The 17,822-nt window shown below is 60.8% G+C and carries 15 protein-coding genes and 4 tRNA genes; 10 read left to right on the forward strand and 9 right to left on the reverse strand.

The genetic code is table 11. From position 1 onward, the window contains the following. Positions 1–2: 2 nt before the first annotated feature. Positions 3–890 carry a proline iminopeptidase-family hydrolase gene (locus tag ACMTA2_RS28030; RefSeq protein ID WP_413792685.1) on the reverse strand — a complete coding sequence of 296 codons (888 nt, stop codon included), beginning with the start codon at positions 888–890 and terminating at the stop codon, positions 3–5. Positions 891–1,054: 164 nt separating this feature from the next. On the opposite strand from ACMTA2_RS28030, the gene ACMTA2_RS28035 reads away from it, so the two are divergent. The 6 genes from ACMTA2_RS28035 (at position 1,055) to ACMTA2_RS28060 (ending at position 5,668) form a co-directional block, all read left to right on the forward strand. Continuing rightward, positions 1,055–1,816, forward strand: coding sequence for a LuxR family transcriptional regulator (locus ACMTA2_RS28035; RefSeq protein ID WP_413792686.1), 762 nt, complete (start codon positions 1,055–1,057; stop codon positions 1,814–1,816). Positions 1,817–1,906: 90 nt separating this feature from the next. After that, positions 1,907–2,812, forward strand: coding sequence for a proline iminopeptidase-family hydrolase (locus ACMTA2_RS28040; protein WP_413792687.1), 906 nt, complete (start codon positions 1,907–1,909; stop codon positions 2,810–2,812). A 120-nt stretch (positions 2,813–2,932) separates the two neighbouring features. Further along, entirely contained in the window at positions 2,933–3,559 is a 627-nt protein-coding gene (locus ACMTA2_RS28045) for a DUF1780 domain-containing protein (protein WP_003205682.1), read from the forward strand. Continuing rightward, entirely contained in the window at positions 3,556–4,083 is a 528-nt protein-coding gene (locus ACMTA2_RS28050; RefSeq protein ID WP_413792688.1) for an MOSC domain-containing protein, read from the forward strand. Before ACMTA2_RS28045 ends, ACMTA2_RS28050 begins: the two co-directional genes overlap by 4 nt. 52 nt (positions 4,084–4,135) lie before the next feature. After that, entirely contained in the window at positions 4,136–4,309 is a 174-nt protein-coding gene (locus ACMTA2_RS28055; protein ID WP_076386361.1) for a DUF3094 family protein, read from the forward strand. Between the two features lie 60 nt (positions 4,310–4,369). Beyond that, positions 4,370–5,668, forward strand: coding sequence for an NAD(P)/FAD-dependent oxidoreductase (locus ACMTA2_RS28060; RefSeq protein WP_413792689.1), 1,299 nt, complete (start codon positions 4,370–4,372; stop codon positions 5,666–5,668). 169 nt (positions 5,669–5,837) lie between these two features. Here ACMTA2_RS28060 and ACMTA2_RS31580 read toward each other — a convergent pair whose 3' ends face one another. The 8 genes from ACMTA2_RS31580 to rluD all read right to left on the reverse strand — a co-directional run bounded on the left by ACMTA2_RS31580 (position 5,838) and on the right by rluD (position 12,698). Next, on the reverse strand, positions 5,838–7,463 hold the full coding sequence (locus tag ACMTA2_RS31580) for a methyl-accepting chemotaxis protein (protein ID WP_490166886.1): 1,626 nt from the start codon (positions 7,461–7,463) through the stop codon (positions 5,838–5,840). Positions 7,464–7,607: 144 nt separating this feature from the next. Next, positions 7,608–7,684: transfer RNA gene (locus tag ACMTA2_RS28075), tRNA-Pro, on the reverse strand. 94 nt (positions 7,685–7,778) lie between these two features. Then, positions 7,779–7,854, reverse strand: a tRNA-Lys gene (locus ACMTA2_RS28080). Between the two features lie 5 nt (positions 7,855–7,859). Beyond that, a tRNA-Pro gene (locus ACMTA2_RS28085) sits at positions 7,860–7,936 on the reverse strand. Positions 7,937–7,943: 7 nt separating this feature from the next. After that, positions 7,944–8,019: transfer RNA gene (locus tag ACMTA2_RS28090), tRNA-Asn, on the reverse strand. Positions 8,020–8,318: 299 nt separating this feature from the next. Further along, positions 8,319–10,883, reverse strand: a complete 2,565-nt coding sequence (clpB, locus tag ACMTA2_RS28095) for an ATP-dependent chaperone ClpB (protein ID WP_413792690.1) — start codon at positions 10,881–10,883, stop codon at positions 8,319–8,321. A 130-nt stretch (positions 10,884–11,013) separates the two neighbouring features. Further along, positions 11,014–11,739 carry a peptidoglycan editing factor PgeF gene (gene pgeF, locus ACMTA2_RS28100; RefSeq protein ID WP_413792691.1) on the reverse strand — a complete coding sequence of 242 codons (726 nt, stop codon included), beginning with the start codon at positions 11,737–11,739 and terminating at the stop codon, positions 11,014–11,016. Continuing rightward, positions 11,736–12,698 carry a 23S rRNA pseudouridine(1911/1915/1917) synthase RluD gene (gene rluD, locus ACMTA2_RS28105; RefSeq protein WP_003205696.1) on the reverse strand — a complete coding sequence of 321 codons (963 nt, stop codon included), beginning with the start codon at positions 12,696–12,698 and terminating at the stop codon, positions 11,736–11,738. The genes pgeF and rluD overlap by 4 nt, the downstream gene beginning before the upstream one ends. 151 nt (positions 12,699–12,849) lie before the next feature. Between rluD and ACMTA2_RS28110 the strand changes: the two genes are divergently transcribed. The 4 genes from ACMTA2_RS28110 (at position 12,850) to ACMTA2_RS28125 (ending at position 17,146) form a co-directional block, all read left to right on the forward strand. Further along, positions 12,850–13,866 carry an outer membrane protein assembly factor BamD gene (locus ACMTA2_RS28110; protein WP_186708980.1) on the forward strand — a complete coding sequence of 339 codons (1,017 nt, stop codon included), beginning with the start codon at positions 12,850–12,852 and terminating at the stop codon, positions 13,864–13,866. Positions 13,867–13,990: 124 nt separating this feature from the next. Beyond that, the gene (locus tag ACMTA2_RS28115; protein WP_413792692.1) at positions 13,991–14,224 is read left to right on the forward strand and encodes a PP0621 family protein; all 234 of its coding nucleotides are present in this window, start codon (positions 13,991–13,993) and stop codon (positions 14,222–14,224) included. After that, the gene (locus ACMTA2_RS28120; RefSeq protein ID WP_413792693.1) at positions 14,214–15,803 is read left to right on the forward strand and encodes a two-component system sensor histidine kinase NtrB; all 1,590 of its coding nucleotides are present in this window, start codon (positions 14,214–14,216) and stop codon (positions 15,801–15,803) included. Before ACMTA2_RS28115 ends, ACMTA2_RS28120 begins: the two co-directional genes overlap by 11 nt. Beyond that, positions 15,800–17,146, forward strand: a complete 1,347-nt coding sequence (locus ACMTA2_RS28125) for a sigma-54-dependent transcriptional regulator (RefSeq protein WP_413792694.1) — start codon at positions 15,800–15,802, stop codon at positions 17,144–17,146. The genes ACMTA2_RS28120 and ACMTA2_RS28125 overlap by 4 nt, the downstream gene beginning before the upstream one ends. The last annotated feature ends 676 nt before the right edge of the window (positions 17,147–17,822 follow it).

A 17,822-nucleotide genomic window follows, 5' to 3' on the forward strand; every position in this document is an offset into this window, starting at 1 on the left:
GGCTAGCTCCGATGACGCTGCAGAAAATCCAGCAACACTGGGAAATAGGCTTGAGGCTCTTCGTAGAAAGGCATATGGCTGCTGTTGGGAAAAACATGCAGCTCGACATCCTTGAGCACCATTTTCATGCGCATTGCGCAGGCTGGCGTCAGTTCATCGTGCTGCCCGGTGGTGATCAGCACCGGCATTTCGAAGCCGCGCATCTGTTCAAGGCGGTTCCAATTCTTCAGATTGCCGGTGTAGAGAAACTCGTTGGGGCCCTGCATGGTGACGTAAGGCCCCATGTTCCAGTTATCCAAGGAGCGTGCCACTGGTGCCGGCCACTCATCCAGGCGGCAGACATGCCGGTAGTTGAGCAGGGTGATGGCGGCTTGGTATTGCGGGTGATCCAAGGTACCCATGGCTTCATGGCGACGCATCATGGCGACCGTCTCACTGCCGAGAGCCCCCCGCAGACGCTCCAGCTCCTGGGACAGGTGCACAATATCGCCGGCGGTATTTTCCAGGATCAGCGTTTTCAGCGATTGGGGATGATGAATGGCATACTCGATCGCCAGCCAGCCACCCCAGGAATGCCCAAGCAGGTGCACCTTGCCCAGATCGAGGGCTTTGCGGACTGTTTCAACTTCCGCGACATAACGCGTGATATCCCATAGGGATTCGTCAGTAGGCCGGCTCGAAGCACCGGTGCCCAACTGATCGAAAGCGATGACCCGCAAGCCCTTTTCCTTGAGCCAGCCATGGCTATCGCGCAGATAATCGCAGGGCAGACCCGGCCCCCCATTGAGGCAAAACAGCACCTCATCGCCCTCACCAAAGCCATACGCCACCAGATTGTGGCCATCGACTTCCACGTCGTATCGCTGGTCTGGCTCGATCTCACGCCACATCTTTGCTCTCCTGCTCAGGTACCGCCATTTGGCTAAACCTTACCGAGGAAGCTACGCGCCCATAAGCTAGCAATTCTTATAGGTTTGATCTGGCAGTCCCTCGCTCAGGCGTGGCATTCTACTTGCACGATTTCAGGATTGAAATTAATAAGGGAGCTGAATGGATGCAGGTCAAGCTGTCTGACTTCAATACCCGTCTTTTGTCCGGCAGGAATCTGGACGAACAGATGGATAACGCCTTGCTGATGGTCCAGGCACTGGGCTTCGAAGCCCTGGTGTATGACTACAGCCCGGTGCCGCTCGATCATGAGGGGGCACTGATCACCCCTTCTGTACTCAAGTTGCGCAACACCCCCCATGATTGGTATTCGCTCTGGTGCAAGGAGGGTTATTACCAGATCGATCCCGTCCAGCATCTGGCGGTCAATGCCGTTTCTCCCTTTGTCTGGTCCTATCGAGCGGAGGCCGATACGGTGCTGCAGTCGTTCATCGGCCAGAGCCATGCGCCAGTGGTGAGTTATCTGCAAGACTCTCGAATGACCTGTGGAGTGACGGTGCCAATACACTTGCCCAGGGGTGGCTTCGCGACATTGACAGGCCTGCGTTCAGATATCAGCGGGAGCACTCTAGAGCACGTCCGCCAGACCCTGGGAGACTTCAGCCTGATTTCCCACGCCCTGCAAGAGGCCGCTTTTCCCCTGCTCAGCAAGGAAGCCCACGTATGCCCGGTGCGCCTGACCAAACGCGAGCGTGAATGCTTGAGGTGGGCCGCCGAGGGTTTGACGACTGCCGATATCGCCAGGCAACTGAATCGCTCCCTGGCGACCATCACCCTCCATCTGACGTCTGCAATGCACAAGCTTGGCGCCAAGAATCGGGTGCAAGCCGTGGTTAGAGCGGTGCATTATCGATTGCTCGATAGCTGAAACAGGGCAAAAACCTATCTTTTTCTCTAGTTATTCCCAGGACGGGTCCTCGGTATTGTGTGCCGCACGGTTTTCAGAGAGCGGCACGAAATGGAATTTCTCCCAATACGCGAAGGCTTTGCATCTTTTGGTCCCTACCGGACCTGGTATCGCATCACAGGCGAGTTCACCCGCGGTTGTACGCCGCTGGTAGTCTTGCATGGCGGTCCAGGCTGCACACACGATTATGTCGATGCCTTCAAGGATGTGGCCAGCAGTGGGTATCCGGTGATTCATTACGACCAACTGGGTAATGGCCACTCAACCCACCTGCCGGAAAAAGCGCCCTCGTTCTGGAACGTGGCGCTCTTTCTCGATGAACTGCAGAATCTGCTGGATCATCTTGGCATCCGAGACAATTACGCACTCCTGGGACAATCCTGGGGCGGTATGTTGGCCAGTGAACATGCCGTACTTCAGCCTGCGGGATTGCGCGCGTTGATTGTCGCCAACTCCCCGGCGGACATGCACACCTGGGTCCTTGAAGCCAACCGCTTGCGCCAGCTTCTCCCGGACAACGTGCAGCAAACACTCCTTGAGCATGAGCGAGCTGGAACGCTGAAGTCCGCCGAGTATCTTGAGGCAGCTCGCGTTTTTTATGACCGTCATGTCTGCCGAGTCACCCCCTGGCCAGACGAAGTGGCCCGTACTTTCGACCAGATTGATGCTGACCCCACTGTTTATCACGCCATGAACGGGCCCACCGAATTCCATGTGATAGGCAGCATGAAAGACTGGTCCATTGTTGATCGCCTGTCGCAGATCAACGTACCCACCCTGCTGATCTCAGGCCGATACGATGAAGCCACGCCAACGGTGGTCAAACCCTACCTGGACCATGTTCCGGACATTCGCTGGGCATTGTTCGAAAACTCCAGCCATATGCCCCATATCGAGGAGCGCATGGCTTGCATGGGGACTGTGGTGAGGTTCCTGGATGAGTGCCTGAAGGAATAGGGCCTTATCCGCATGCCATCGCACGATTATGTTCGCCATGACAGCCTGCGACTGTAAAAACCCGGGGTTTCGCAACACAGTTTATTTTTTTGACCACAATTGAACGCTAAGCTTGGGGTCATGGATGACTCCGATTATTTACGCCTGCTGACCATCGCGGCCGAGCAAGCCAATGCCTTTCTCTCCAATGCCCGCAAATGGGAGCGTGAGCGTTGGGTCTGCCAGCGTCTGCTGCAAGGGCTGAACGTGCCTTACCGCGCCGACGAGTTCGCCCCTGCCGGTGAGCCGCCGGACGTGTTGTTTCGCGATGCCAATTTCGAAGTGTTTTTCGTGCTCGACGAGGGCCGCCGCCTCAATGACGAATGGCGCGATGAACTGCAACGCCGCCGCAGCGCGTTTTCCCTGAGCCAACTGGTGCGTCGCGAAGCCAAGCCTCGACGAATCCCGGCCAATGAATTCCTGATGCGCCTGGCCCCGACCCTGCGCAAGAAAGCCCACAACTACACCGAGCGCGGCATGGACCTGGGCGACCTGGACATCATCGCCTTCGCCAGCCTCAAGCGCGAGGTGCTGGACCTCAACAGTCACTTTCCACCACCGACCGAATACCTGCGCCAGGGCTGGCGCTCGCTGTCACTGGTGGGGCCGACGTTTGCCCGGGTGCTGTTCGCCCACCCCGATGCCCCCGACTTCCTGCGGAGCAACCTGGGGCGCAGCATCGTGTTCGATGTCGGGATCAGCCTGTGAGCCCGTTGCAGGAACTGATCGCCGCCGTGCCGCAGCAAGGCCGCGTACGCTGGATTGGCGTGCGCCCCCAGGGCCACGCGCCGATGATCGAACTGGACGCCGTGGAGGCCCGCCTGGAAGCCGGACTGACCGGCGATCACGCCCGCCCCGGTATCCGCAACGCGCGGCAAGTGACGCTGATCCAATGGGAGCACCTGGCCGTGATCGGCTCGCTTATGGCCCGTCCCGAAGACCGGCCCGTGCTGCCACAGGAGTTGCGGCGCAATATTGTGGTCAGTGGCATCAACCTGTTCAGCCTCAAGGGCCGGCGCTTTCGCATCGGCCAGGCGATCTTTGAAACCACCGGCTGGTGCCAGCCCTGCGCCCGATTGGAGCGAAACCTCGGCGAAGGTACGTTCCAGGCCGTACGCGGCCATGGCGGAATCACCGTCCGGGTGTTAAAAAGTGGAATCATTCGCCTCGACGACAGCCTGACCGTCGAACCGGTTCCGGCGAGCGGCTACGCTGTTTTCAATGCCGGCTAGCCGGACGCTGTAACGCCTTCACATTCCGCAACGTCTACCTGACGAGGCCTTTATGACCAGCCGCCTGAACCCAGAAGACCAGAAGCATGTCGAAGAGTACCTGCAACTGTCCCAGCACCGAGTAGAGCGCCGGCCTTTCCGGCCGTGGATGCTCCTGGTGGTGGTGCTGGCCATCACCATTGGCCTGGGCCTGTTGAGCCGACTGATCAGTTACCTGACGCTATGAGCCGCTTGGCGCTCGCGCGGGTAACGGCACCGAATTCCTTTAGCCTTGCGAGATATCCCCATGACTCATCGTATTGTCATCGTTGGCGGCGGCGCCGGCGGCCTGGAGTTGGCTACCCGCCTGGGTAAGACCCTGGGCAAGCGTGGCACGGCCAGTGTGATGCTGGTCGACGCGAACCTGACCCACATCTGGAAACCCCTGCTGCATGAAGTGGCCGCCGGCTCCCTCAACTCCTCCGAAGACGAACTCAACTATGTCGCCCAGGCAAAATGGAACCACTTCGAGTTCCAGCTGGGGCGCATGAGCGGCCTGGACCGCGAGCGCAAGAGAATCCAGTTGGCCGCCACCTATGACGAGGAAGGCGTCGAGTTGCTGCCGGCCCGGGAATTGGGCTACGACACCCTGGTGATCGCTGTCGGCAGCACCACCAATGACTTCGGCACCGAAGGCGCGGCGCAGCATTGCCTGTTCCTCGACACCCGCAAGCAGGCCGAGCGCTTCCATCAGCAATTGCTCCACCACTATCTGCGTGCCCACGCCGGGCAGACCGATACCGTCGAACGCATCAGCGTCGCCATCGTCGGCGCCGGTGCAACCGGAGTCGAGCTGGCGGCCGAGCTGCATAATGCCGCCCACGAACTGCACGCCTACGGCCTGGACCGGATCAAACCGGAGAACATGCACATCACCCTGATCGAGGCCGGGCCACGAGTCTTGCCAGCACTGCCGGAGCGTATCGGCGGACCGGTGCACAAAACCCTGGAGAAGCTCGGGGTCAACGTCATGACCAACGCCGCCGTGAGCCAGGTGACCGCCGACAGCCTGATGACGGCGGATGGCAAAGTGATCGACGCGAGCTTGAAAGTCTGGGCCGCCGGGATTCGCGCACCGGACTTCCTCAAGGATATCGACGGACTGGAAACCAACCGGATCAACCAGTTGCACGTGCTGCCGACGCTACAGACCACCCGCGACGAGAACATCTTCGCCTTCGGCGACTGCGCCGCGTGCCCGCAACCCGGCAGCGATCGCAACGTTCCGCCCCGCGCCCAGGCCGCGCACCAGCAGGCCTCGCTGCTGGCCAAATCCCTGAAGCTGCGGATCGAAGGCAAGGCCTTGCCCGAATACAAGTACACCGACTACGGCTCGCTGATTTCGTTGTCACGCTTCTCGGCGGTGGGCAACCTGATGGGCAACCTGACCGGCAGCGTGATGCTTGAAGGCTGGCTGGCGCGGATGTTCTACGTGTCGCTGTACCGCATGCACCAGATGGCGCTGTACGGCATGTTCCGCACGGCCATGCTGATGCTGGGCAGCAAGATCGGACGTGGTACCGAGCCTCGGCTCAAGTTGCACTGAGGATTGCGCGGGATCAGCAATACTGATGCTGAATGATCCACCGCGATCGCGAGCAAGCTCGCTCCCACAGGGTGACCGCGATCAACTGTGGGAGCGAGCTTGCTCGCGATGAGGGCGGCCCAATCAATACTTAAGCTCGGGCAGGATCTTTGTCCGAGCTATCCACCGATCAAACCTGAAACCGCTGCACCATCGTGCGCAACGAATTCGCCAGTTGCGACAACTCATGGCTGGACGCGCTGGTCTGGTCCGCGCCGGAAGCCGAACGCACCGACAAATCACGAATGTTCACCAGGTTGCGATCGACCTCGCGGGCCACTTGCGCCTGCTCTTCGGCGGCGCTGGCGATCACCAGGTTACGCTCGTGGATCTGATGCACCGACGCCGTAATGGTGTGCAGCGCCTCTCCGGCCCGCTCCGCCATGGCCAGGGTGCTGGCGGCGCGACTGGAACTGGCCTGCATGGAATCGAGTGCCTGGGTCGCACCGCTGCGCATGCCCTGGACCATTTGCTCGATTTCCTGGGTCGATTGCTGCGTGCGATAAGCCAGCGCCCGGACTTCGTCCGCCACCACCGCAAACCCACGCCCGCTCTCTCCCGCCCGGGCCGCCTCAATGGCCGCGTTGAGGGCCAGCAGGTTGGTCTGCTCGGCGATGGCGCGGATCACGTCCAGTACCTTGCCGATGTCCTGCGACTGGTTGGCCAAGGATTGCACCAGGCCACCTGTCACCTGTACATCGCTGGCAAGGACGCCGATGGCTTCGACCGTGTCGCTGACCCGCTGCTGCCCAAGAGACGCCGACTCACTGGACTGGCGCGTGGCATCGGAGGTGGAAACCGCATTGCGCGCGACCTCCTCCACAGCGGTGGTCATTTCGGTGACCGCCGTGGCGGCCTGTTCAATTTCGTTGTTCTGTTGCTGCAGGTTGTGGGTACTGTCGACCGTGACCGCGTTCAGTTCATCGGCCGCGGTGGCCAGTTGCGCGGCTGAGCCGCTGATGCCCAGCAGCGTCTCGCGCAGATTCTGTTGCATGGCCGCCAAGGCCTTGAGCAAGCGGCTCACTTCGTCGTTGCCATGGGTCTGGATCGGTCGGGTCAGGTCACCCTGTGCGACGCTCTGCGCCGCATTCAGCGCCTCGCCCAAGGGCTTGACGATGCTGCGCGTGAGCAGCATGGCCAAGGCCACCGTGGCCAGGGCGGCCAGCACAATGAACAGGCTGACGATCATGCGGGAATTGGCGTAGTGCTCCTGGGACTTCTGGCTCTCGATGGACACCTGCCTGGAGAACAACTCCGCCAGGTCGTTGAGCTGCTTGCCGGAACCGTCCACCACAGTCTTCATGTCCACCAGCAGCAGCTTGACCAGTTCGTCCCGACGGCCCTGCTCTGCCAAGGTGAAAGACTGCGCGATACCGGTACGGTAAGCGGCAAAGGTCTGCTTGAACTGGTCGTAGAGGGCCTTACCTTCAGGCGTCACGACGAGTTTTTCGTAGGCGGCGATTTTTTCGCCCAGTTCTTTGTCGCGCGTGTCCATTTGTCCGCGGTACACCGGGATGTTCTTCGGATCCTGGTCCAAGGCCATGCGCAGGGAAATGGTGCGGATTCGCAACATCCACTCGCGGATCTCATCGCCCCCGCGAATGCTGGGCAGCCATTGGGTTTCCACGGCGACTTCACTGTCACGAATGCTCGACATCTGCCCCAGCGCAAACACCCCGAGCAACGCCACCAACACCGCGATCAAGGCAAAACCCAATGCGGCACGAGGGGCGATATTCAACTGACGAAGAAACATAACGGTGCCTTTTTTATTGTTGGCCTGAGATGGGGCCATGCCCCTGTCGGTAGGTTATCGGCAGGTTGTACGATGACTTAAGTCAGTTCACTTTTTGGCAGGCAAAAAAAATCCCCGTATCTTTCGATACGAGGATTTTCAATATGGTCGGGGTAAGGGGATTCGAACTCCTGACATCCTGCTCCCAAAGCAGGCGCGCTACCGGACTGCGCTATACCCCGGTAAAAAAAAGGCGACCTTCGCAAGTCGCCTTCCTCGATCAGCGCTTTTGGCCTCTGATCTTAAGATTCGATTCCAGCGAGCTGGTTTCAAAAATGGTGGGTCGTGTGGGATTCGAACCTACGACCAATTGGTTAAAAGCCAACTGCTCTACCAACTGAGCTAACGACCCAAATATGGTCGGGGTAAGGGGATTCGAACTCCTGACATCCTGCTCCCAAAGCAGGCGCGCTACCGGACTGCGCTATACCCCGATTGAAATGGCTCCGTGACCAGGACTCGAACCTGGGACCCAATGATTAACAGTCATTTGCTCTACCGACTGAGCTATCACGGAACTGATATTTCAAGTTACAACGTTGAAGCTAGCTTCAACCTCTTCTACCCTTGCGCATCGCTGCGTTCGTGTGTCTGAGGCGCGCTATTCTACAATTTTCAAAACCTCTGTCAACCCCTTAAATTGCTTTCAAGACAATGATTTGCAACTTATTTTGGATTCCTTCCCAGTGGGAAGTCGCCCTTGGGGTGACGTACTGCGGGGCGCACTTTACAAGCCTTTTCCTTTGAGTTCAACGGCCTGATGAAAAAAATGACCTCGCAAGGCGAGGTCATTTCAATCGCCGACAGTCTCGGCTATCAGTTGAAGACGATTTCGTCGTGCTCCACCGTACCGGTCACGGTTTCGCCCGGCATGAAGCGACCGGACAGGATCAACTGCGCCAGCGGGTTTTCGATCCAGCGCTGGATCGCCCGTTTCAGCGGCCGTGCGCCATAGACCGGGTCGTAGCCCACCGCAATCAGCTTGTCCAACGCCTCATCGCTCAATTGCAGTTTCAACTCGCGCTCGGTGAGGCGACTGCGCAGGCGACCCAACTGGATCTCGGTGATGCCGGCAATCTGATCACGGGCCAATGGCTCGAAGATCACCACTTCGTCGACCCGGTTGATGAACTCCGGCCGGAAGTGGATAGAGATCGCGTCCATCACCGCCGCACGCTGCGCCTCGCGGTCGCCCACCAGTTCCTGGATCTGCGTCGAGCCCAGGTTGGAGGTCATCACGATCACCGTGTTGCGGAAGTCCACCGTACGCCCGTGGCTGTCGGTCAGCCGGCCATCCTCCAACACTTGCAGCAGGATGTTGAACACATCCGGGTGCGCCTTCTCGACCTCATCGAGCAGGATCACCGAGTACGGCTTGCGACGCACTGCCTCGGTCAGGTAACCGCCCTCTTCATAGCCGACATAACCCGGTGGAGCACCGATCAGCCGCGCCACGGAATGTTTCTCCATGAACTCGGACATGTCGATGCGCACCATGGCCTCTTCCGTGTCGAAGAGGAACTCGGCCAGCGCCTTGCACAGCTCGGTTTTACCGACACCGGTCGGGCCGAGGAACATGAACGAGCCGCTCGGACGATTGGGGTCCGACAACCCGGCACGGGAGCGGCGCACGGCGTTGGAGACCGCAACCACCGCCTCTTCCTGGCCAATCACGCGCTGATGCAGCAGGCCTTCCATCTTCAGCAACTTGTCGCGCTCGCCTTCGAGCATTTTCGAGACCGGAATGCCGGTCCACTTGGAAACCACTTCGGCGATTTCTTCCTCCGTCACCTTGCTGCGCAGCAATTGGTTCTCACTCTTGCCGTGCTGGTCGACCATTTGCAGGCTGCGCTCCAGGTCCGGGATCACCCCGTACTGCAGCTCGGCCATGCGGTTGAGGTCGCCTTTGCGGCGAGCCGCTTCCAGTTCCTGCCGGGACTGTTCGATCTTTTGCTGGATCTGCGCAGAACCCTGGACCTCAGCCTTCTCCGAGTTCCAGATCTCCTCGAGGTCGGAATACTCACGCTCGTGACGAACGATTTCTTCTTGCAACCTTTCCAGCCGTTTCTTCGCCGCGTCGTCGCTTTCTTTCTTCAGGGCCTGGGATTCGACCTTGAGTTGAATCAGGCGCCGCTCCAACCGATCCAGCACTTCGGGCTTGGAATCGATTTCCATGCGGATGCGGCTGGCCGCCTCATCGATCAGGTCGATGGCCTTGTCCGGCAATTGACGGTCGGTGATGTAGCGGTGACTGAGCTTGGCCGCCGCGATGATCGCGCCGTCGGTGATCGCCACCTTGTGGTGGACTTCGTAGCGCTCTTTAAGGCCCCGCAGGATGGCGATGGTGTCTTCCTCGCTCGGCTCCTCCACCAGCACTTTCTGGAAGCGCCGCTCAAGGGCCGCATCCTTCTCTATATATTGGCGGTACTCGTTGAGCGTGGTCGCGCCGACGCAGTGCAACTCGCCACGGGCCAACGCAGGCTTGAGCATGTTGCCGGCATCCATCGAACCCTCGCCCTTGCCCGCACCGACCATGGTGTGCAGTTCGTCGATGAACAGGATGATCTGCCCTTCCTGCTTGGACAGTTCATTGAGCAATGCCTTGAGCCGTTCTTCGAACTCGCCACGATACTTGGCTCCGGCGATCAGGGCCCCCATGTCCAGGGACAACAGGCGCTTGCCCTTGAGGCCGTCCGGCACTTCGCCGTTGATGATGCGCTGGGCCAGGCCCTCGGCGATGGCGGTTTTACCCACGCCTGGCTCGCCGATCAGCACCGGGTTGTTCTTGGTGCGGCGTTGCAGCACCTGGATCGTGCGGCGGATTTCATCGTCGCGACCGATCACCGGGTCGAGCTTGCCTTCCTCGGCGCGTTTGGTCAGGTCGACGGTGTACTTGTCCAGCGCCTGGCGCGACTCCTCGTGGTTGGCGTCGTTGACCGCTTCGCCCCCCCGCAGGTTGTTGATGGCGTTTTCCAGGGCTTTCTTGCTCACCCCTTGGCCAAGCAGCAACTTGCCGAGCTTGCTGTTCTCGTCCATGGCGGCGAGCAGCACCAGTTCGCTGGAAATGAATTGGTCGCCCTTCTGCTGGGCCAGGCGGTCAGCCTGATTGAGCAGCCGCGCCAAGTCCTGGGACATGTTCACGTCGCCCGTCGGATTCTGGATCTTGGGCAACTGGTCGAGTTCTTTGGCCAGTTCTTTGCGCAGACTGTTGACGTCAAAGCCGACCTGCATCAACAACGGCTTGATGGAGCCGCCCTGCTGTTCGAGCATGGCCTGCATCAAATGCGCCGGTTCGATGCCGGGATGGTCCAGGCCGACGGCCAAGGACTGGGCATCGGACAGGGCCAACTGTAATTTGCTGGTTAAACGATCGATACGCATGGGTCACCTTCCTAATGAGCAGGCCGGACCTTGGAAACATCCTGAATGAAGAAACCTGCCAGATACCGTTATAGATGTGGTCGATTCTGGAAGATTCAAGCCGGGCACCCTTGATACAGATCAGAGAAGTCTAGCGCTCGATCCAGATCAGCGAGGCGAAGCGACCGGTGCGCGAGTGGCGGCGGTAGGAAAAGAAACGAGGGTCGGTCACGGTGCAGAGACCGCCACCGTAGACGGCCGTGACACCCCGTGCGGCCAGGCGCAGCCGTGCCAACGCGTAGATATCGGCCAGGAACTTGCCGGCTTTGGGGCTCGCAGCGAAGGCTTGGTTTGCCAGGGGGTGTTGCGCAATGAACGCTTCACGCACCTCCGGCCCGACTTCAAATGCTTGCGGACCAATGGCAGGGCCGAGCCAAGCGAGGATTTCATCCGAAGGAACGGCAAGGCTGTCGAGGGTGGCTTCCAGCACGCCGTTCGCCAGCCCGCGCCAGCCGGCATGGGCCGCCGCGACGCGGGTGCCAGCACGGTTGCAGAACAATACGGGCAGGCAGTCCGCCGTCATCGCGGTGCAGGCGATACCGGGCGTGTCGGTCCAACTGGCATCGGCGGTCGCCACCTGGGCCGGATCAGCCTCGACCACGGCAATGCCGTGGACCTGCTGTAGCCAGGCCGGGGTGATGGCGAATTGATCGGTGAGGCGACGACGGTTTTCGGCGACGGCCGCAGGGTCGTCGCCCACATGGTCGCCCAGGTTGAGGCTGTCGAATGGCGCCAGGCTGACGCCACCCGCACGGGTGGTGACGCAGGCCTTGACCCGGGCCGGCGCGGGCCAGTCGGGCGTCAGCCAGCCACTCATCCGATGAACGCCTCGCGGTCCTGCTTGAGCAGGGTCAGCAGCCAGACGAAGTCATCCGGTAACGGCGACTCCCAGCTCATGCGCTTGCCGGTCGTCGGATGATCCAGCTCCAGGAAACGTGCATGCAGCGCCTGGCGCGGGAAATTCTTCAGCGATTCGACCATGGTCTGGCTGGCGGCCGGCGGAATGCGGAAACGACCGCCGTAGGCCGGGTCGCCCACCAACGGGAAGTTGATGTGGGCCATGTGCACGCGAATCTGGTGGGTACGGCCGGTTTCCAGCTTGACCCGCACATGGGTGTGGGAACGGAAACGCTCCAGCACGCGATAATGGCTGACCGCCTGCTTGCCGCCCTCCATCACCGCCATGCGTTGGCGCTGCTGGCCGTGGCGACCGATGGGGGCGTTGATCTTGCCACCGGCAGTGACGACCCCGATCACGATGCATTCATAGATGCGACTGACGCTGCGGCTTTGCAGCTGGGTGACCAGCTGTGTCTGCGCCTGGATGGTCTTGGCCACCACCATCAGGCCGGTGGTGTCCTTGTCCAGGCGATGGACGATACCGGCACGGGGTACATTGATAATGTCCGGCACGTGGTGCAGCAAGGCGTTGAGCAGCGTACCGTCGGCATGACCGGCCGCCGGGTGCACCACCAGGCCCGCAGGCTTGTTGATCACCAGGATGTCATCGTCTTCATAGACGATGTCCAGGGCGATGTCCTGGGCGACCCATTCTCCCTGGGCCTCCTGCTCGGCAGTCAGCTCGAGGATCGCACCGCCGTGGACGATGTCGCGCGGACGGATCACCGCCCCATCCACAGTCAGGCGGCCGTCCTTGATCCAGGCGGAAAGGCGCGAGCGAGAGTGCTCGGCAAAGAGTTGTGCGGCGACTTGATCGAGGCGTTGGCCGCCCAATTCGGACGGCACCTCTGCGCGAAGTTCTATTTTATCGGACATGCTCGGACTGGGCGTCGGCACAGCCTTTGGTTTCGGCTGCGCGCTTGTGGTTAAATACGGCGTCTTTTGCCCCGAGGCTTTTCAACGGGGCGCTCATCATAACAGGACGGCCCCGCCCAAGACAGCGGCCGTCATAGGGACGCAAGCCGCCATGCAAGTGAAACACCTGCTGCTGATCGCCATCCTCGCATTGACTGCTGCTTGCTCGTCGAAGGAAGTCGTAGACGAAAACCTGAGCGAAGTCGAACTGTACCAACAGGCGCAGAACGACCTGGATAACAACAGCTATACCAGCGCCACCGCCAAGCTGAAGGCGCTGGAGTCGCGGTATCCGTTCGGTCGCTACGCCGATCAGGCCCAATTGGAGCTGATCTACGCCAACTACAAGAACGCCGAGCCGGAAGCCGCCAAATCCGCCGCCGAACGTTTCATTCGCCTGCACCCACAGCATCCGAACGTCGATTACGCCTACTACCTCAAGGGCCTGACTTCCTTCGACCAGGACGTCGGCCTGCTGGCGCGCTTCCTGCCGCTGGACATGACAAAGCGTGACCCGGGCGCCGCGCGCGACTCCTACAACGAGTTCGCCCAACTGACCAGCCGCTTCCCCAACAGCCGCTACTCGCCGGACGCCAAGCAGCGCATGATCTACCTGCGCAACCTGCTGGCCTCCTACGAAATCCACGTGGCCGACTACTACCTGACCCGTCAGGCCTACGTGGCCGCCGCCAACCGTGGCCGCTACGTGGTGGAGAACTTCCAGGAAACCCCTTCGGTGGGTGATGGCCTGGCCGTGATGACCGAAGCCTACCAGCGCCTGCACCTGGACGACCTGGCGGCCACCAGCCTGGAAACCCTCAAGCTGAACTACCCGGATCATCCATCGCTGGTCGATGGCCAGTTCACCCCACGGGTCGACGAAGCCGACAACCGTTCGTGGCTGAGCAAGGCGACCCTGGGCCTGATCGAGTCCCGTCCACCCCTGCCGCCGGGCGAAACCCGCGCCAACCAGGACGTACAGCGCCAGTTCCAGGATGCCAAGGAAGCCATCCCGAACGAACTCAAGCCCAAGGACGAGAATGGCGACGTGATCGAAGAAGAAGAGCCCGAGAGCGATTCCAGCGACCGCTCCTGGTTCAGCTACATGACCTTCGGCCTGTTCGACTGAGCCAAGGTCCTGCAAAAAAAGGGAGACCCACGGTCTCCCTTTTTTGTGCCGGCGTTTTATTGCGCTGTGCGCCGTTCCTGTCCTTGGCTAAACTGCCTGATCTCTAGCCAAAAAGCCGCCCATCATGCTTCGTTTACTGTTCTGGATCGCCCTGATTGCCGCCGCGGTATGGTTCTGGCGCAAGTTCAAGAGCACCTCATCCGCGCCGAACGCTCCCCGCGAGCAGGACGCACCGCCCATGGTTCGTTGCGCCCATTGCGGCGTACACCTGCCCCGTGACCGGGCGCTGACCCTCGAACAACAATGGTATTGCAGCCAGGCTCATCTCGAGCAAGGCCCGGGTACTCGTGAACGCTGAGGCCTCAAGCCCGCGCGAGAAACAGACGCAGCGCCTGCTGCGCCTCTATCACCTGTACCGCCTGAGTATCGGCATCACCCTGGTGCTGCTGATCTCCAGCAACATGGACAATCGCCTGCTGGAGTTCGCCAACGACGACCTGCTGCGCAGTGGCAGCTGGTTGTACCTGGTCTTGAATATCCTGCTGGTGGTGTTCCTTGAAAACACCCGCAGCCCTGCCCGCTTGTTCGGCCTGGCCCTGACTGATGTGCTGTTGCTCTCGTGGCTGTTTTACGCTGCGGGCGGTGTCCCCAGCGCCATCGGCAACCTGCTCATCGTCTCGGTGGCCATTGGCAATACGCTGTTGCGAGGCCGAATCGGCCTGTTGGTTGCGGCCGTCGCCACCCTCGGTATCGTCGGCTCGAGTTTTTTTCTGGGCCTGAGCGACTCGAACCGTCCCAGCAGTTATTTGCAGGCCGGCACCCTCGGGGCATTGTGCTTTGCCGCCGCGCTGCTGGTGCAAGGCCTGACCCGACGCCTGGAAGCCAGCGAAACCCTGGCAGAGCAGCGCGCCAGCGAAGTGATCAGCCTGGAGGTGCTCAACGCCCTGATCCTGCAACGCATGCGCACCGGCATCCTGGTGCTCGACCGTCAACGCCGGGTACAGCTGGCCAACGAAAGCGCGTTGAACCTGCTGGGCATGCACGACCTGGTCGGCCAACGGATCGACGATTGCTCCACGGCCTTGGTCGAACGCCTGCAACTCTGGCTGAACAACCCCAGCCTGCGCGCGCAAAGCCTGACCAGCAGCGGCACGGGCCTGACACTGCAACCAAGCTTCATCGCCCTGGGCCACAACGACCAGCATCAGGTCCTGGTATTCCTCGAAGACCTGGCCCAGGTTGCCCAGCACGCCCAACAGCTCAAGCTCGCCTCCCTCGGGCGCCTGACCGCCGGCATCGCCCATGAAATCCGCAATCCCTTGGGCGCCATCAGCCATGCGGCGCAATTGCTGCGCGAATCCGAGGAACTGAACGACGCGGATCGGCGTCTGACGCAGATTATTCAAGATCACTCCCAACGAATGAATCGCGTCATTGAAAACGTTTTGCAGCTGTCTCGCCGCCAGCAAACCACCCCCCAGCGCCTCGACCTGCGGATCTGGCTCGACCAATTCGTCCGACAGGCCCGTGAAAGCATGGCCGAGCACCAGCGCTTGCACCTGAGCATCGACCCGGGGGACCACACCACCCTCATGGACCCCGACCAGCTCACCCAGGTGCTCGACAACCTGCTGCGCAACGCCTGGCGCCACAGCGCAATGGCCCATGAACAGGCCGAGGCCTGGCTGGAACTGTTCATCGACCCCTCCAGCCAGCTCTCGACACTGGACATCATCGATAACGGCCCCGGTGTCACGCCCGAGCAGCAGGCGCATCTGTTCGAACCCTTCTTTACCACCAGCAGCCAGGGCACCGGCCTTGGGCTCTATCTGTCCCGTGAGCTGTGCGAAAGCAACCAGGCCCGCCTAGACTTCAAACCACGCCAAGGCGGCGGCTGCTTTCGCATCACTTTTGCTCACGGACGGAAACAGATTTGAACAATCGCTCACGGCAACGAATCCTGATCGTCGATGACGAACCGGACATCCGCGAACTCCTGGACATCACCCTGGGCCGGATGAAACTCGACACCCGCAGCGCCAAGAACCTGGCCGAGGCTCAAGCCCTGTTGGCGGGGGACGCCTTCGACCTGTGCCTGACCGACATGCGCCTGCCCGATGGCACCGGCTTGGAACTGGTGCAACACATCCAGCAACGCTATCCGCAACTGCCCGTGGCGATGATCACCGCCTACGGCAGCCTGGAAACCGCCATCGACGCCCTCAAGGCCGGCGCCTTCGACTTCCTGACCAAGCCGGTCGACCTGGGGCGGCTGCGGGAACTGGTCTCCAGTGCCCTGCGCCTGCTACCGGTCGCCACACCGACCTGCCCCCTCGAACGCTGCCTGCTGGGCGATTCGCCACCGATGCGCAACGTGCGCAAACAGATCGAAAAACTCGCCCGCAGCCAGGCCCCGGTGTACATCAGTGGGGAGTCGGGTTGTGGCAAGGAACTGGTTGCCCGACTGATCCACGAACAAGGCCCCCGGGCCAACCAAGGCTTTGTGCCGGTCAACTGTGGGGCGATCCCCACGGAGTTGATGGAAAGTGAGTTCTTTGGCCACCGAAAAGGCAGCTTCAGCGGCGCCATCGAAGACAAGCCCGGACTGTTCCAGGCCGCCCATGGCGGGACCTTGTTTCTCGATGAAGTGGCCGACCTGCCCTTGGCGATGCAGGTCAAACTGTTGCGGGCCATCCAGGAAAAGGCCGTGCGCGCCGTGGGCGGCCAGCAGGAAGAGGTGGTGGATGTACGCATCCTCTGCGCCACCCACAAGGACCTGGACGCCGAAGTCGCCGCCGGGCGCTTTCGCCAGGACTTGTACTACCGCCTGAACGTCATCGAACTGCGCGTCCCGCCCTTGCGTGAACGCCGCGAAGACATCGAGCCGCTGGCCAATCACATGCTTCAGCGGCTGGCCGCCAACACCGCAAGCCCGGCAGTCACGCTCCACCCCCAGGCCCTGGAGGCCCTTCGTCACTATCGCTTCCCGGGCAATGTGCGGGAATTGGAGAACATGCTCGAACGGGCCTACACCCTTTGCGAACACCAACAGATCGAAGCTGACGATCTGCGACTGGCCGAAGGCAATAACCCCTCCGACGCTGGCGACCCCGACCTGATGCAGGTCGACAACCTGGAAGACTATCTGGAAGACGTCGAACGCAAACTTATCCTCCAGGCTTTGGAGCAAACCCGCTGGAACCGCACGGCGGCGGCCCAGCGGTTGAAGTTGTCGTTTCGGTCGATGCGGTATCGGTTGAAGAAACTCGGGTTGGATTGAGCGGGCGTGCGGCGCAGCTCAGCCAACGGCAAGGCCTACACCGAACTGTGTGGTGCTGGGATTTACCTGTGGCGAGGGGATTTATCCCCGTTGGGCTGCGAAGCAGCCCCCCAGGATACCGACCTCAATCAGTCTGACATACCGAGGCGACGGTTTTCAGGGCCGCTTCGCAGCCCAACGGGGATAAATCCCCTCGCCACAAAATAATGTTCCATCTGATAGCTCTGTTGGTCCGTCTAGCCCTCCACCGGCACCTGTTTATCCAGCACGCGATTGGGAAAAGGTTAGCCAGAGTTCTTCCCACCCGACAACCGCCAGAACTCGTCGGAAAACTCTTTTTGAATCAGATTTTTGTCCGACCGTTCCCACAAAGCCTGGTTGGCTGTGAGGGTGGTGTATATATCCGTTTCTGTGGTAACGGCTGCTTAGGGTTCCGCTCTTACAGCGGCTCACTTTTGAGAAGCCCGGAAGCCGGCCCAGTCAAAAGTAAGCAAAACGCTTTTGCCCCACCACTCGGTGCCTCGCTAGGGCTCGGCATGCCCTCACTCCGGCATTGCTCCGTGGGCCGCCACGAAGGGCCATCCATGGCCCAGCGCGGCTATCCCGGCATCCATGCCGGGATGCCCACTCCACAATGCCTGCGTTCGGCCAGCGTGGTTAATGGGGCGCCGAGATC

The sequence above is a fragment of the Pseudomonas medicaginis genome, assembly GCF_965119365.1.
Taxonomy (GTDB): domain Bacteria; phylum Pseudomonadota; class Gammaproteobacteria; order Pseudomonadales; family Pseudomonadaceae; genus Aquipseudomonas.

Coding starts and splice junctions, on each gene's coding strand:
- ACMTA2_RS31580 (WP_490166886.1), bottom strand. CDS start 7,463: ATGTTTCTTCGTCAGTTGAATATCGCCCCTCGTGCCGCATTGGGTTTT.
- ACMTA2_RS28110 (WP_186708980.1), top strand. CDS start 12,850: ATGCAAGTGAAACACCTGCTGCTGATCGCCATCCTCGCATTGACTGCT.
- ACMTA2_RS28115 (WP_413792692.1), top strand. CDS start 13,991: ATGCTTCGTTTACTGTTCTGGATCGCCCTGATTGCCGCCGCGGTATGG.
- ACMTA2_RS28030 (WP_413792685.1), bottom strand. CDS start 890: ATGTGGCGTGAGATCGAGCCAGACCAGCGATACGACGTGGAAGTCGAT.
- clpB (WP_413792690.1), bottom strand. CDS start 10,883: ATGCGTATCGATCGTTTAACCAGCAAATTACAGTTGGCCCTGTCCGAT.
- ACMTA2_RS28045 (WP_003205682.1), top strand. CDS start 2,933: ATGGATGACTCCGATTATTTACGCCTGCTGACCATCGCGGCCGAGCAA.
- ACMTA2_RS28035 (WP_413792686.1), top strand. CDS start 1,055: ATGCAGGTCAAGCTGTCTGACTTCAATACCCGTCTTTTGTCCGGCAGG.
- ACMTA2_RS28060 (WP_413792689.1), top strand. CDS start 4,370: ATGACTCATCGTATTGTCATCGTTGGCGGCGGCGCCGGCGGCCTGGAG.
- ACMTA2_RS28040 (WP_413792687.1), top strand. CDS start 1,907: ATGGAATTTCTCCCAATACGCGAAGGCTTTGCATCTTTTGGTCCCTAC.
- pgeF (WP_413792691.1), bottom strand. CDS start 11,739: ATGAGTGGCTGGCTGACGCCCGACTGGCCCGCGCCGGCCCGGGTCAAG.
- ACMTA2_RS28055 (WP_076386361.1), top strand. CDS start 4,136: ATGACCAGCCGCCTGAACCCAGAAGACCAGAAGCATGTCGAAGAGTAC.
- rluD (WP_003205696.1), bottom strand. CDS start 12,698: ATGTCCGATAAAATAGAACTTCGCGCAGAGGTGCCGTCCGAATTGGGC.